This is a genomic window from Paenibacillus sp. JZ16 (assembly GCF_015326965.1).
In the GTDB taxonomy this organism is placed as follows: domain Bacteria; phylum Bacillota; class Bacilli; order Paenibacillales; family Paenibacillaceae; genus Paenibacillus_AQ.
This window is the reverse complement of sequence record NZ_CP017659.1, coordinates 2,315,667-2,329,096: the sequence shown is the minus strand read 5'-3', so window position 1 is coordinate 2,329,096 and position 13,430 is coordinate 2,315,667. Positions and strand designations below refer to the sequence as shown.

14 protein-coding genes and 1 other RNA gene are annotated in these 13,430 nt (G+C 49.9%); 10 read left to right on the top strand and 5 right to left on the bottom strand.

All coding sequences use genetic code 11. The annotated features are described in order from the left end of the window. Nucleotides 1-11 precede the first annotated feature (11 nt). Nucleotides 12-203: non-coding RNA, 6S RNA (ssrS, locus tag BJP58_RS10600), on the top strand. A 145-nt stretch (nucleotides 204-348) separates the two neighbouring features. Beyond that, nucleotides 349-741, top strand: a complete 393-nt coding sequence (locus BJP58_RS10595) for a DUF1499 domain-containing protein (RefSeq protein WP_006211699.1) — start codon at nucleotides 349-351, stop codon at nucleotides 739-741. A gap of 72 nt (nucleotides 742-813) precedes the next feature. On the opposite strand, the gene tpx is transcribed toward BJP58_RS10595, so the two are convergent. After that, a complete protein-coding gene (gene tpx, locus BJP58_RS10590) occupies nucleotides 814-1,332 on the bottom strand; it encodes a thiol peroxidase (protein WP_071223106.1) in 519 nt (172 codons plus the stop codon). Nucleotides 1,333-1,453: 121 nt separating this feature from the next. Here tpx and BJP58_RS10585 point away from each other — a divergent pair, with 121 nt between their 5' ends. Both BJP58_RS10585 and BJP58_RS10580 read left to right on the top strand, forming a co-directional pair. Continuing rightward, nucleotides 1,454-2,068 (top strand): rhomboid family intramembrane serine protease, encoded by a 615-nt coding sequence (locus tag BJP58_RS10585; protein ID WP_194543885.1) that lies wholly within the window; start codon nucleotides 1,454-1,456, stop codon nucleotides 2,066-2,068. A 90-nt stretch (nucleotides 2,069-2,158) separates the two neighbouring features. Beyond that, nucleotides 2,159-3,079 carry a glutamate biosynthesis transcriptional regulator GltC gene (locus tag BJP58_RS10580; protein WP_071223104.1) on the top strand — a complete coding sequence of 307 codons (921 nt, stop codon included), beginning with the start codon at nucleotides 2,159-2,161 and terminating at the stop codon, nucleotides 3,077-3,079. Between the two features lie 119 nt (nucleotides 3,080-3,198). Here BJP58_RS10580 and BJP58_RS10575 read toward each other — a convergent pair whose 3' ends face one another. After that, the gene (locus tag BJP58_RS10575) at nucleotides 3,199-3,879 is read right to left on the bottom strand and encodes a zinc metallopeptidase (RefSeq protein WP_009594846.1); all 681 of its coding nucleotides are present in this window, start codon (nucleotides 3,877-3,879) and stop codon (nucleotides 3,199-3,201) included. 42 nt (nucleotides 3,880-3,921) lie between these two features. After that, entirely contained in the window at nucleotides 3,922-4,371 is a 450-nt protein-coding gene (locus tag BJP58_RS10570; RefSeq protein WP_071223103.1) for a MerR family transcriptional regulator, read from the bottom strand. A 315-nt stretch (nucleotides 4,372-4,686) separates the two neighbouring features. Here BJP58_RS10570 and BJP58_RS10565 point away from each other — a divergent pair, with 315 nt between their 5' ends. Genes BJP58_RS10565 through BJP58_RS10555 form a run of 3 tightly spaced genes read left to right on the top strand, consistent with a single transcriptional unit; the run spans nucleotide 4,687 to nucleotide 7,991 of the window. Further along, nucleotides 4,687-6,126, top strand: a complete 1,440-nt coding sequence (locus BJP58_RS10565; protein WP_194543884.1) for an ammonium transporter — start codon at nucleotides 4,687-4,689, stop codon at nucleotides 6,124-6,126. A gap of 48 nt (nucleotides 6,127-6,174) precedes the next feature. Next, nucleotides 6,175-7,254, top strand: a complete 1,080-nt coding sequence (locus BJP58_RS10560) for a DUF294 nucleotidyltransferase-like domain-containing protein (RefSeq protein WP_194543883.1) — start codon at nucleotides 6,175-6,177, stop codon at nucleotides 7,252-7,254. Then, the gene (locus BJP58_RS10555) at nucleotides 7,251-7,991 is read left to right on the top strand and encodes a 3'-5' exonuclease (RefSeq protein WP_113060337.1); all 741 of its coding nucleotides are present in this window, start codon (nucleotides 7,251-7,253) and stop codon (nucleotides 7,989-7,991) included. The genes BJP58_RS10560 and BJP58_RS10555 overlap by 4 nt, the downstream gene beginning before the upstream one ends. 31 nt (nucleotides 7,992-8,022) lie before the next feature. Here BJP58_RS10555 and BJP58_RS10550 read toward each other — a convergent pair whose 3' ends face one another. Beyond that, a complete protein-coding gene (locus BJP58_RS10550; RefSeq protein ID WP_194543882.1) occupies nucleotides 8,023-8,556 on the bottom strand; it encodes a Mov34/MPN/PAD-1 family protein in 534 nt (177 codons plus the stop codon). A 480-nt stretch (nucleotides 8,557-9,036) separates the two neighbouring features. On the opposite strand from BJP58_RS10550, the gene BJP58_RS10545 reads away from it, so the two are divergent. Further along, complete coding sequence (locus BJP58_RS10545) at nucleotides 9,037-9,588, top strand: TlpA family protein disulfide reductase (protein ID WP_194543881.1); 552 nt, start codon at nucleotides 9,037-9,039, stop codon at nucleotides 9,586-9,588. A 90-nt stretch (nucleotides 9,589-9,678) separates the two neighbouring features. On the opposite strand, the gene cimA is transcribed toward BJP58_RS10545, so the two are convergent. Further along, complete coding sequence (gene cimA / locus BJP58_RS10540) at nucleotides 9,679-11,295, bottom strand: citramalate synthase (protein WP_194543880.1); 1,617 nt, start codon at nucleotides 11,293-11,295, stop codon at nucleotides 9,679-9,681. A 324-nt stretch (nucleotides 11,296-11,619) separates the two neighbouring features. Between cimA and BJP58_RS10535 the strand changes: the two genes are divergently transcribed. Together BJP58_RS10535 and BJP58_RS10530 are read left to right on the top strand one after the other, a co-directional pair. After that, complete coding sequence (locus BJP58_RS10535) at nucleotides 11,620-12,951, top strand: DNA polymerase IV (protein WP_194543879.1); 1,332 nt, start codon at nucleotides 11,620-11,622, stop codon at nucleotides 12,949-12,951. A gap of 187 nt (nucleotides 12,952-13,138) precedes the next feature. Further along, nucleotides 13,139-13,378 carry a ferredoxin gene (locus BJP58_RS10530; protein WP_009594795.1) on the top strand — a complete coding sequence of 80 codons (240 nt, stop codon included), beginning with the start codon at nucleotides 13,139-13,141 and terminating at the stop codon, nucleotides 13,376-13,378. Nucleotides 13,379-13,430 lie beyond the last annotated feature (52 nt).

Below are 13,430 nucleotides of genomic sequence, written 5' to 3'. Positions count from 1 at the left end.
TATAATAAGACTACATCCTGCGATGTTCGTTTCGGTTTTCCGTTGTTTTGAACCAATGACGATGTCTAGGGAGATCTATACGTAATCGTGGCTGAAATGCCCTGTCTATATGACAAGGGGAATTCATAAGCGGTTCTGCGGTCACCCACCTGCTAATGCAGGTTCGAAGACAATGTTTACCGGACGGCATAGGCGGGTTTCGTTAAGTCAATGAATGGGCACCTCTTTCATTTCGAATTCGAAGTGAAAGAGGTGCCTTTTTGCTATATATAAAGGTTTGCTGAAAGCATAAACAATGTTAAACTAGAGTATGGAAAGGAACGGTCATTTATAAAGGAGGAACGGTCTTTGTCATTAAAACGAGTTCTAATTGGTATCGTGCGCAGCTATGACGGCACAAGCGACCGTGCTAAAGATCCCAAGCTGAAGACGCGTTATTACAATCTTTCAAAAGAAAAGTGTTTTGAAGAGGTTTCCTCGACACTGAAAAAAATTCCGGGTTACAAAGTTCTGCATGAGGTTAAATCCGTGGGAGAGATCACGCTCGAGAAAAGAACCTCGTTTGGACGTACACTGGACATTACCGTATCCGTGCTCGGCATCAGTCCGGTTCGCAGCGCAGTTGATATGTATTCGGCTTCCCGCGGTTCCCTAGGGGATCTGGGAGCGAACTACCGGGTTATCTTGAACCTGTACGCTGTTCTGGATAAAAAACTGAGCAAGTATAAAGTGGATGCTTAGTAGAATAAGAAAAAGCGGGAGAGCTGCTCTCCCGCTTTTTAAAAGTGTGCAGTGTATGTAGCTTTTGGCGTGTTACCGCAAAGATTTTACTGCATCGATCGCGGCTTCGTAATTCGGGTGCTCCGTCATCTCACCAAGGTATTCAACATAGGTGATGGTATCGTTAGTATCCACGACGAAGATCGAACGCATGTCGAGTTGGAATTCCTTGATGAGCACGCCATACGCTTCACCGAAAGAACGCGATTTATAGTCGGAGAGCGTAATGACCCGGTCAACGCCTGCAGCTCCGCACCAACGGGCTTGAGCGAACGGAAGGTCGGCACTGATCGTAAGGATCACCACATCATCGCCCAGACCAGCAGCTTCTTCATTGAAACGGCGCGTCTGTGCATCGCATACCCCGGTGTCGAGGGAAGGAACGACGCTGATCAGCTTGATTTTACCGGCATAATCCTTAAGAGATACGTCTTCGAGCAGGTTTTTGCTCACTGTAAAATCCGGCGCGGCATCACCAGCCTTGAGCTGTGGACCGATGAGTGTAATAGGATTGCCTTTGAAAGTGGCAGCTCCTGAACGTTCTTGAGCCATGAGAAATCTCCTCCTTGGATATCAAAGTTTGGTGATCAGGTTCATGGTACATTATAATCTTTTTAAAAAGGGTATGTCCACTAGGAGCATCCCTGCCCTGGTTTAGGATGAGGAGGATGCTATGATATTCGTACGTTATGAAAATTGGAAAAGTTATTTGCGTTATTATCCCGTTACATCGCTGCTGCTTGTCATTAACCTGGTGATGTTTGTGATCACATCCTTAGACGGCGGTTCCAGAAATCCGGTTACGCTGCTGAAATATGGGGCTTTATCGGATTTGCCGCAATTCGTTGACCAGGCATGGAGATACTTTACGGCGATGTTTCTGCATAACGGGTTTGATCATGTATTGTTCAACGGCTTCGCACTGCTGGTATTTGTTCCCCCGCTGGAGAGAATCATGGGGAGCTGGAAGTTTGCCATTCTGTATCTGCTCAGCGGTGTTCTCGGTAATGTAATCGGATTGGCTTATTATGAGCGCATGGAGGACTATACCTTCCTTGTAGGCGCCTCAGGAGCCATTTACGGAGCTTATGGCGCTTATCTGTACATCGCCCTGTTCCAGCGGCATGTCATTGATGAGTCGTCTCGCAAGACGCTGTTCACCCTGCTTATTTTGGGGATACTGTTCTCGTTTACCCCAGGGGTCAGCCTTGTAGCGCATGTCGGCGGATTGGTAGGCGGATTTTTCCTCTACGGTCTCATGATTCGATTATTTAAACGTCGAACATAATCGGACCTTAGAGGGTCTGTTATAATAGAATTGGATGATTTGATAAAGTCTTCAAGTCTTCTAGGGAATAAGAATGGAGCGATAAAAGGCGTGGAATTACGACAGTTGCAATACTTTGTAAAGGTTGCGCAAAAGGAACACGTTACCCAAGCGGCAGAAGAGCTTCATGTGGCTCAGTCAGCCGTCAGCCGTCAAATACATCAGTTGGAAGAAGAGCTTGGTGTTAATTTGTTCATGCAAAAAGGCCGGAATCTGCAGTTAACCCCGGTAGGCCAGCTTTTTTGCAAACGGGTGGAGAGCATTATGAAGGACTTGGACCGTGCGGTCGTCGAGATACATGAATTTCTGGACCCGGAACAGGGAGAGATCCGCATCGGATTCCCACACAGCCTGGGCATCCATTTGATTCCGTCCATTGTGGCTGAATTCCGGAAGAAATATCCGAACGTGAAGTTCCGGTTCAAGCAGGGGATGTTCCCGACACTGATCCGGGACGTGGTTGGAGCTGAAGTGGATCTGGCATTTGTGTCGCCGTTTCCGGATCGTCATGATCAAGTGGATGGGGATATCGTTTTGACAGAGGAGCTGTTTGCGATCCTGCCGCCGAATCACCCGCTTGCGGGGGAGCAGTCCATCAAGCTGGAGCAGTTGAAAGAGGAGCGCTTTGTGCTGTTCAGCAAAGGCTACTCCTTGCGTCCAATTGTGTGGCATGCCTGTCTTGAAGCAGGGTTCACGCCGAAGATTGCTTTTGAAGGCGAGGAAACGGATACGATCCGCGGGCTGGTTGCGGCCGGTATGGGGGTCAGCCTGCTTCCTGAAATGGCCCTATTCCAGACGAATCCTCTGCAGCCGGCACGCGTCCGGATCTCGGAGCCGAAGGTAACGCGTTCTATCGGTCTGATCCACCGCGCGGACGAGAAGCTGCCACCGGTTGCTCAGGCATTCCGTGCGTTTCTGCTTCAATATTTTGGTATTGATCCGTCGCCGAAAAAGGAAGGGAAAGCGGACTGACGCATCAACTCCCTAACCTGGCTTCATTAATCAAAAATAACATATATAAAAAAGAGGGCTTTCCTTCTCCACCGATCCAGGTAGAGAGGAAAGCCCTTTGTTGTTGTGTTTTTATTGAGTTATTCCCGGTTGCTCGTAAAGATCATGATATAACGGATCAACTCGAGCAGAGAGATCAAAGCTGCAGCGACATAGGTCAAGGCCGCGGCGTTCAATACTTTAGCAACTCCGCGTTCTTCGTCATTGGCGATATAGCCTTCTTGAACCATCAGCTGACGAGCACGGTTACTTGCGTTAAACTCGACCGGCAGGGTGACGAGCTGGAAGGCAACGGCGCAAGAGAAGAAGATGATGCCGAGACCGACCAGGTTCATGGCTTGGAACAGGAATCCGGCAATCAAGAGAAACGGAGCGATACCCGATGCGAAGTTTACGACCGGGAACATTTTGTGACGGGCTACTAGCATCGGATAGTGCTCGGCATGCTGGATCGCATGGCCAACCTCGTGACAAGCAACAGAGACAGCCGAGATCGTGCGTTCATAATAAACGGGCTCCGATAAACGCACAACGCGTTTGGTTGGATCATAGTGGTCGGAGAGTGTGCCTGGCACCGGTTCAATCGGCACATCATGGAGTCCGTTGGCATCCAGCATATGCCGGGCAGCATCGTATCCTGTCATGCCGGTGCTGTTCTCGACCTTAGCCCATTTGTTAAACGTGCCTTTGACCCGGAACTGGGCCCATAGCGAGAATATAAAAGCGATAATAATGAGAATAAACATCCAGTCAGAATACATGTATCATACCCCCATACAAAGTTGTTATTTGGTTCTTCACCATTACATCGAAGTGAACTGGTTCAGCAAGATTTGTAGCGACTCGATGCAAGCAGCCCCTTTAGGAAGAATGTTAGCGAGTACTTCCCGGGCTTGACTTGGCTTTAATTCACTCAGAAGCGGGTTGAGTTCCTTCACATCCCGTTCCAGCTGTTTCATCTGTATTTCGAGCTTGGTTAGTTTCTCCGTCATTTCGGAATCATCGGGAACCGACTTCCAGCGATCCAGTCTTTCCTTAATCTCATCGAGAGTATATTTCTCTTGCTTTAACTGATTAATACGTTCGAGAGTGCTTAAGGTTTCAGAACTGTACAACCGGTAGTTTTTTAACGTCCGTTTTTCAGGGGAGATCAAACCCAGCTTCGTATAATAGTCAATGGTTCTTTCGCTGATTCCGGCAACTTTGGCCAGCTCACCGATTCGGAAAAGGTTTCCGCTCGTGATCCCCATCATTCATCACCTCACAAGCTTTCATTGAATTGGAAATTAATGAATGCATTTATATTTTCATTTTAATAGAAATATGATACATGATCTTGAACCATACAGTCAAACGTCATAGTTGTGACAAAAAATCTTGAAGCCTAGTTTTTATAATCGATACATGATGTTTGAGGATTTGCACTGTATGCACTTAATGTTAGATTATATTACACAAACTTCGTTTTTTATGAAAATAACCGTTGCAGATTTTGGTTAACCCTCCTATAATGACAATATGAATTCAAGGTCATGTTATAATAGTTTACATTAAGGGGAGTGTAAAACATGGGAAAAAGATGGCTAGGTTTAATGGTGGGAGTAATCGCATTGCTTGCATTCCCGGCGAGCGCGTTCGCCGCTGAGGGGGGAGCAACGAACGTTGAATTAACGGCTGGTTTGAACTCCGTGTTCGTATTCTTGGCAGCATTGCTCGTATTCTTCATGCAAGCAGGGTTCGCACTGCTGGAAGCCGGATCTGTCCGTATGAAGAATGCAGGCCACGTTGCAGGCAAAACATTCCTGACCTTCGGCATTTCGATCGTTGCCTTCTGGGCACTAGGGTTTGGCCTGGCATTCGGCAACGGGAACAGTTTTTTCGGATTTGAAGGTTTTTTCTTAAGTGGCGACAATGCGGCTGGCTCTTTTGATTCCTTGTCCGCTTACGATGTGCCGACAACCATTATGTTTTTGTTCCACTTATCCTTTGCGGCCGTATCCTTGGCCATCGCTTGCGGTGGTATGGCAGAACGGGCAAAGCTCAGCGTCTATATCGTGTTTGGATTGCTGTTCACCATCGTGATTTATCCGATTGTTGCTCACTGGGTATGGGGCGGAGGTTGGCTCGGAGCTCTGGGTATGCAGGACTTTGCCGGATCGACGGTCGTTCACTTGACAGGTGCTACAGCGGCGCTGGTGGCTACCGTTCTCCTGAAGCCACGGCTTGGCAAATATAATAAGGACGGGAAGCCTAACAGCATTCCGGGCCACAACCAGGTATTATCGGTGCTCGGCGTATTCATCATCTGGATCGGTTGGTTCGGATTTAATCCAGGCAGCACCATCTCCGCACTCACGGACGGCTTCTTCGGTTTTGTGGCTTTAAATACGAATATCGCGGCTGCGGCAGGTGCGCTAGCGGCATTGCTGATCTCTTGGGCGGTTCTTGGCAAAGCAGATATTCCTAGCATGCTGAACGGTATTCTTGCTGCTTTTGTGGCCATCACGGGGGCCTGTGCATTCGTGGAACCTTGGGCGGCTGTTGTTATCGGTGCAGTAGCCGGTACGATTACCTTCTTTACGGCACAGTGGTTTGACCGCAAAGGCATTGATGATCCTGTATATGCATTCTCCGTACATGGTATTGCCGGTATGTGGGGGGCTGTATCCACCGGTTTGTTCGCAGCACCGAGACTTGTTGAAATTACAGGCGTAGGCAAAGAAGGTCTGTTCTACGGCGGGGGCTTCGGTCAGCTTGGCGTTCAGTTATTGGGCCTCATCGGTACGTTTGCATTCGTTCTCGTAATCTCATTCATTATTCTGTACCTCATGAAAATTACGATGGGTATCCGTGTAACGGAGGAAGAAGAATTAGTGGGTCTAGATATGAGCGAACATGGAACTTACGGATATCCGGAGCAAATGAAACTTCTGGCGGAATCGGAAGGGAAATTACCAGAGTTTCGTTCCGGAGGCAAAGGGGTACCTGGAAGCGATACGGCGTTATAAATATAAAACTCTAAATGGTTATTGATAATGTAATGAGGAGGCCGCGGCATGAAACCTCTGAAATCCGTAAATCTGTTTCCGGTATTCTCGGAAATTCAGACAGCAGCAACAGCCCAGCAATTACGAGATGAACGGATCGTTTGTCAGAACCATCTGATCGAGATGCGTCATGACATGGAGCTGAGAGAGTGGATCGCATCCGTCAATACGATGCACGATCTGATTGGACAGCGTGCCGCGGCAATCTGTGAGCAGGACATGTGGGAGGCTGGCTTGGGCCGGCCTCCTGCGCGTTATGCGTTTGTTGCTTTTGGCAGCAGCGGAAGGCAGGAAGCTACGCTGTGGAGCGATCAGGACAACGGTTTGATCATTGGCGATGAGCTGGAGGAGGAACAGCTTCCCTTCTTTCGGGAATATGGCCTTCGACTGGCGAACCTGCTGGAGTATGCAGGCTATCCCAAATGTTCGGGAAAAGTGATGTGTTCCGAACCTTTATGGAGTAAAAAGCTTGGCGATTGGAAAAATCAGATTAGCGAGTGGTGTGGAGACCAGCAGTGGGAGCCGATTCGCAATTTTATCATTGCTTCGGATCTCCGTCATATAGCGGGAGATGGCGAGCTAACGGAGGCATGGGCCGACCATTTCCGGAGCTCCGTCGAGTTGAACCCGAATATCGGCAATGCCGTGCTGCGCAATACGGTCAAGCACAAGGCAACGCTGAATGTCATGGGGCGAATTGTAACGGAGCGGTTTGGTGAGCATGCCGGTGAATTTGACGTAAAGTATGGCGTTTATATTCCACTTGTAAACAGTATTCGCACGATGGCGCTCCAAAGAGGCATCATCGAAACCTCGACGCAAAAGCGGATGGAGAAGGTGATGCTGCTTGAGGGCGGCAACTTGCTGCTGGAAAGCGTGCAGCGTGCTTTTTTGACGGCGCTTCGGCTGAGAAATAACACGCCCCATCGGCTGGAGAACGGGCTGATCACGAGCAGCGGGTATATCCCGCAGGAGCAGCTCAAGAACAAAACCATGCAGTACGAGCTTCGCGATACGCTTGGTGTGGTCAGACGGATACACCGGTCATTGCAGCGAGAGCACCGTTTTGCGGAGAGGAGGAACCCATGACTGAACCGGGACAATCGAACGGGGGCTTCTGGAGATCCCTCCGTTCGGGTAACTTTAATTCTGCCATCGCCTCTATGCGCGGGGCGCAGACGGCGCAGCAGCTGGCGTTCATCCGATCCCAGATGAAGGATAACCGGAGGCCGGAGGTTCTGGGTACCCCGCTGGACGAGCTGGAGGTTGTTGTGTTTGATCTGGAGTCGACGGGGTTCAATCACCAGCACGGCGATGAAATTTTGTCATTCGGTGCTATCAAGGTCATCGGCGAGCAAGTGATCGAGAACGAAACCTTTCATATGATTGTTAACAGCGGTGCTCCTGTTCCCCCATTCATTGCTGAGCTGACAGGAATTACGCAGCATATGGTTGATGCAGCCCCGCCCTTAATGGAGGGGCTGCATGATTTTATGGCTTTTATAGGAGGCAGGGTGCTTGTTGCCCATGCGGCTGCGCATGACCGCGGATTCCTGAACGCAGCCTTGTGGAAGACGTCAAAGGTTCGATTAACCCATCGGCTCCTTGATACGATGATGCTCGCGCAGAGATTATATCCTGAGCAGAAGGACTACAGTCTGGATGAGCTGCTACGGAGCAGCGGCATTCCGGTGGAGGGCCGGCATCATGCTCTGTCCGACGCGCGAATGACTGCCCGTCTGTGGGCGGATTATATGAAAGAAATTCAGGCGCGCGGCCATGCAACCACGCTTGGAGATTTGTATGTCTATCTAAGCGAGGCGTAACCGCGAATAAGATGGATGCCGCGATAGCTTATTATTCTGATATGATCTTGCAAGGAATCGGGGCGAGGGAATAGAATTCCGATTCCTGCCGCACCCAGGAATGTGTCGGCAGATTGCTGAATAATTCTGAGGTCTCTTGTCCTCGAATAATTTTGTAAGTTTGAAGCTGTAATGGTTTTGAATCGGGAGCGTTTGGAGCTGCAGGAGATCCGATGGCATACACCTGGAGCAATCCGCCGAAGGACTGAAGCTGCAGCAGATCCTGGCCGGACGGCTCAGGGAATGTATCCGGGTGACTGTGAAACAATCCGACAATTCCTTTTTCAGTTAACACCAAGCGGGTCCATTGAACAGGGTCCAGATGAAAAGAATGCAGCGGAAACTCCGCTGTATTTTTTATGGGGATAAATTGCGTAACGGTTACTGATCGCCTTGCTGCGCTGGAGTGCCCGATAAGGACACCACAAGCTTCCTGTGGCAGACAATCATACGTATAGTCCGATATATGCTGTTGTACGGCCGCGTGCAGCAGAAGCTGTTCCAGGGCCATGTCAGACGGGTTCATCTTTTTCCCTCCCGGGCTATATTTTAGAGTTGATCACGTGTTTGAAAGATCAGGGTTTCAGGGTACAATAGGGACTATAAGTGCGTGTTCAAAAAGGTCGATTTTCAGCACCGAAGCTTATGCTTTCGATGTGCGTTTTTTCAAAACGCTTCAGTTGGATGAAGCTAGGGACGTCAGGAGCGGAGCGTACGTTTGGGTACGTGAGCACCTGAAATGTTTCCGCAGGAAACATACTTCGGAAGCAACTGCTTAGGCCCGGCTGAATTCAAGATTCGATGCCGAGCTGCTTCCTGATTCGCTTCGTGTTAGATATAGAATTTATGAGTTATCAGTGGAACTGATGAAATTCTATATCGCAAGAAAACCTACCTATGCATCGCGGTCGCTCATCCTTGAAGTGGCCTCGATAGAGGTTTTCTTATCAAAAGCGGACTTTTTGAACAACCTCTATAACTAAGTTTAGCAAAGGAACCTATATCTATGAAACGAAACATCATCATCCTCGTTCTGCTGGTTGTAGCGGCAGGCGCTGTAATCTATAACCAAGCCGGCGACAATATCCAGGCTGTCTTCACGCAGGAGAAGCCGCTCCCGACGGAGACAGGCGCCAAAGCCGGACTGCTTGCCCCTACCTTCACCCTGAAGGGGATGGACGACAAGACATATGCCGGCGGCGGAGCACGCGATAAAGCGATGGTTGTCAATTTCTGGGCATCTTGGTGTGAGCCGTGCAAGCAAGAAGCCCCGGAGCTCGATAAGCTGGCGGAGGAATATGCAGATGAGCTGGAAATCTACGGCGTGAACGTGTCCAAGTATGATAATGAGAAGAAAGCGCGTCAATTCGTTAAGGATTTTGAACTCCGGTATCCAATACTTCTTGATCCGAAAGGAGAAGTGTTCGAGGAGCTGTATAAAGGTCAGGTCTTCCCGACGAATGTGCTGATTGATCGAAACGGCGTGATCCAGGAAATCATTCTTGGCGCTCCGGATCCCAAGGATCTTCGCAAAAAGATAGCTAAGTTGTTGAATTAATTGTGAAGCGAAGAGCGGCTGAAACACCAAAAAAGCGCGGCCTCCATGTGCATACATGGCGGATACGCGCTTTTTATATTGGATACATCCTTAGTGATTAACCAACCCTTGCCTTGCCGCGGACTCATGTACCTGCTCCGGTGAGATTTGACCGAGCAGCGCATAACGCATACTGTCAACCAGCGCTTCCCAGCTCGCCTCAATGACGTTGCTGGAAACCCCGACGGTGTTCCAGGAGTTCTCAAAGTTCTTGGACTCGATGAGCACCCGTACTTTGGCTGCCGTCGCATCCTTGTCATCCAGCACCCGGACCTTATAGTCAGCAAGATGCATTTCCTTGAGTGTCGGGAAGTATTGGACCAGCGCTTTACGCAGCGCGTTGTCTAGCGCATTGACCGGGCCGTTGCCTTCCGCTGCGGTGTAGATGCTCTCACCGGCAACGTTGACTTTGACAAAGGCTTCGGAAACAACCGGCTGGCCGGCTGACTTCTCTACGAGCATTTTGAAGGATTCGAAGGTAAACAGTTCCTTAAACTCTCCGTTCGCTTCTCGAAGCAGCAGCTCCAGGGAAGCGTCTGCCCCCTCGAATTGATATCCTTCATGCTCAAGATCCTTGATCTTTCCGATAATAAGCTTGGATTGTTCACTAGCCGGATCAAAGTTAAGACCCATGTCTTGTGCCTTCGATACGATGTTGCTCTGTCCTGCAAGCTCGGACACCAGCACGCGCTGCTTGTTTCCGACTTTCTCCGGTTCGATATGCTCGTACGTTCTGGAATCGCGCAGGATCGCCGAAACATGGATGCCTCCCTTATGGGCAAAGGCAGCGTTACCGACATACGGCTGGTTGACAGGCATATTGACGTTGGCGATTTCACTGATATATCGTGCGGTGTTCGTCAGCGTGCGGAGGTTATCGTCTCCGATGCACTCGTATCCCAGCTTCAACTGCAGATTCGGAATGATGGAGCACAGGTTGGCATTCCCGCAGCGTTCCCCGTAACCGTTCATCGTTCCTTGCACATGCTGGACACCTGCCTGTACGGCACTTAGCGTGTTGGCAACGGCAAGCTCGCAATCGTTATGGGTGTGAATGCCGAGCGGAGCGCCAGATAATGGACCCGCTAAAGATGCCACGATGTTCGAGATCTCGTGCGGAAGACTGCCGCCGTTCGTATCGCACATGACAAGCCAATCAGCACCTGCCTCCCGAGCCTTGGACAATACGGCAACAGCGTATTCGGGATTGTTCTTATATCCGTCAAAAAAGTGCTCGGCATCAAAAATCACTTCGAGGCCCTTTTGCTTCAGGAATGCGATGGAATCATAGATCATGGCCAGATTCTCTTCCAGTGTCGTCTGAAGCGCGGTGTGGACGTGGAAATCCCATGACTTCCCGACCAAAGTGGCCGCAGAAACGCCGGATTCCAGAATTCGAAGCAGATTGGCATCCTGATCGGCGATGGAGCCTTTGCGGCGAGTGCTGCCAAAGGCGGTTACTTTTGAGGTTAAGCCGAGATCCTGGACTCTTTTGAAAAATTCGATGTCCTTGCTGTTGCTTCCCGGGATACCGCCTTCAATATAATGAACACCAAGAGCATCGAGTTTCTTGGCGATTTTGACCTTGTCGTCCGCCGACAAGCTGATTCCTTCGCCTTGGGTTCCGTCGCGAAGTGTCGTATCAAAGATGGAAATGGACTTAGACATGATGTCCTCCTTTGGGTGTCCGGGATTGGACCGCATTGTTTATAATTTTGTATTATAACATTTCTTTGCGGGAAAGTAACAGAGTAAAAAACAAACTTTACCCCGCGGGGCTTATTCTTGACCCGTGTTAAGGGGAGCAGTATGCTTGAGGCGTTAGGCTGGCAGTTATGCGATCATGATCCTACGAACAAGACGTTAGGGCACACAAGGTCCTAAACAAGTTATAATGGAACACATAGAAATGATAGAATCATCAACCCGACTGCGAAAAGACGGGGGCATGATATAGGGAAGAACCGTATCATAAGAAAGAAGGAATTCTGCGTGGGACATATCGACAATTATTATCCGGCCAGCGGCCGCGTTATACTACATGTGGATATGAATGCTTTTTACTGTTCGGTACACGAAGCGGAGGAGCCGGAGCTTTACCGGGGGAAGCCCACGGCTGTCGCAGGCAGCATCGAGCTGCGAAAAGGCGTCATTGTTACTTGCTCCTATGCGGCACGATCCCTCGGGATACGCACAGGAATGAACGTGAGACAGGCGCTGCGGATTTACCCGGACCTGATGATCATCCAGCCGGATTTTCATCTGTACCGCAAGTATTCCAATGCATTTATGAATATAGCTTATGCTTATACGCCGCTGCTGGAAGCGACTTCGATTGACGAATGTTACCTGGATATCACGGGATCGAAGCAGTTCGGCACCCCCTTGGATATCGCCCGCGAAATTCAGGCGCGTATTCGCGAGGAGCTGTCGCTGCCTTGCTCCGTCGGCATTGCTCCCAATAAGTTGCTGGCCAAGATGGCATCTGACATGAAGAAGCCTAACGGGCTGTCCGTGTTGCGGATACGGGATGTCCCGCAGGTGCTCTGGAACAGACCTTGTGCAGAGCTGTTCGGCATCGGGAGCAAGACAGCCGATAAGCTGCGCAAGCTGAATATCCAGACGATCGGACAGCTGGCCGCCGCCGATGAAGGCCTGCTGACCTCGACTTTTGGCGTGATGGGGTCATGGATGAAACGGGCAGCCAGCGGCATCGACCATGCTCCTGTCGTTGCAGAGCGGGAACAGAGCAAATCGATCGGACACACGACCACGCTTCCGCAGGATGTTACATCGGCGGAGGAGGCGAGAAGGGTGCTTCTGAATTTGAGCGATCAGGTAGCGCGCAGGCTCCGCAGACAGGGTCTTGTGACCGGTGGCATACAGATCACGCTGCGTACACCGGACATGAAGACGATCACCAGGTCGAGGCATCTTGCCATTCCGACGGAAAATACCGAGGATATTTACCGGGAAGCGTGCGAGCTGTATCATCGGCACTGGAAGCAGGACAAGCCGCTCCGTCTGCTTGGCGTTACGCTCCAGCAGCTTGCCCCTAAGGAGGAGTCCGCCATTCAGCTGGATTTGTTCGATTACGAGAAACAGCCGAAGAAAGAATCGCTGACCCGGGTTATGGACGAGCTGCGCAATAAATTCGGGGAAAGTGCGGTGCTGACCGCTGGCATGCTGGGTGATGATCCGTCGTCTTTAATCCGTAATCATAAGCGGAGAGGAACATCTTTACAGATGGATTTTGTAAGGGATCTGGGGAACGATAATAAAAATGCCGATCAGCCGATCTCGCAGGATCCGGACCGGGATTAATCGCTTTATTTGCTGGTTGAAGATACTCCATATCCTTTGAGCACACCTGAATTTTGTCGGAAAATGTGAGGAAATTTATTTGTATTCCTAAAAAAATTGTATTAATATATGTAGATGGTGGCGGGAGACCGTCAGCTTATACTATGTTTATAGAGATGTTTATAGATATACAGGAGGAAGAGAGACTATGGCGAAGTTTACTTGGGTAGATAAAGATACCTGCATCGCTTGCGGAGCATGCGGCGCAACGGCACCCGACATTTACGATTACGACGACGAAGGCCTGGCAGAAGTCATTTTTGACGGAGACAACAACCGCGGGGTAACCGAAATTCCGGAAGATATGCATGACGATATGCTGGATGCCTGCGACGGCTGTCCGACAGATTCAATTCGGATTGCAGACGAGCCGTTTAACGCAGAATAACCAATACCGCTCGAGCCCTGATATTCCATCTTGAACTTATACCGACGCCCTC

What these genes read in the sequence shown, in the direction of transcription:
- BJP58_RS10550 (WP_194543882.1), bottom strand. Translation starts at nt 8,556, where the DNA reads ATGAACCCGTCTGACATGGCCCTGGAACAGCTTCTGCTGCACGCGGCC.
- tpx (WP_071223106.1), bottom strand. Translation starts at nt 1,332, where the DNA reads ATGGCTCAAGAACGTTCAGGAGCTGCCACTTTCAAAGGCAATCCTATT.
- BJP58_RS10570 (WP_071223103.1), bottom strand. Translation starts at nt 4,371, where the DNA reads ATGATGGGGATCACGAGCGGAAACCTTTTCCGAATCGGTGAGCTGGCC.
- BJP58_RS10575 (WP_009594846.1), bottom strand. Translation starts at nt 3,879, where the DNA reads ATGTATTCTGACTGGATGTTTATTCTCATTATTATCGCTTTTATATTC.
- BJP58_RS10560 (WP_194543883.1), top strand. Translation starts at nt 6,175, where the DNA reads ATGAAACCTCTGAAATCCGTAAATCTGTTTCCGGTATTCTCGGAAATT.
- BJP58_RS10585 (WP_194543885.1), top strand. Translation starts at nt 1,454, where the DNA reads ATGATATTCGTACGTTATGAAAATTGGAAAAGTTATTTGCGTTATTAT.
- BJP58_RS10565 (WP_194543884.1), top strand. Translation starts at nt 4,687, where the DNA reads ATGGGAAAAAGATGGCTAGGTTTAATGGTGGGAGTAATCGCATTGCTT.
- BJP58_RS10555 (WP_113060337.1), top strand. Translation starts at nt 7,251, where the DNA reads ATGACTGAACCGGGACAATCGAACGGGGGCTTCTGGAGATCCCTCCGT.
- cimA (WP_194543880.1), bottom strand. Translation starts at nt 11,295, where the DNA reads ATGTCTAAGTCCATTTCCATCTTTGATACGACACTTCGCGACGGAACC.
- BJP58_RS10530 (WP_009594795.1), top strand. Translation starts at nt 13,139, where the DNA reads ATGGCGAAGTTTACTTGGGTAGATAAAGATACCTGCATCGCTTGCGGA.
- BJP58_RS10545 (WP_194543881.1), top strand. Translation starts at nt 9,037, where the DNA reads ATGAAACGAAACATCATCATCCTCGTTCTGCTGGTTGTAGCGGCAGGC.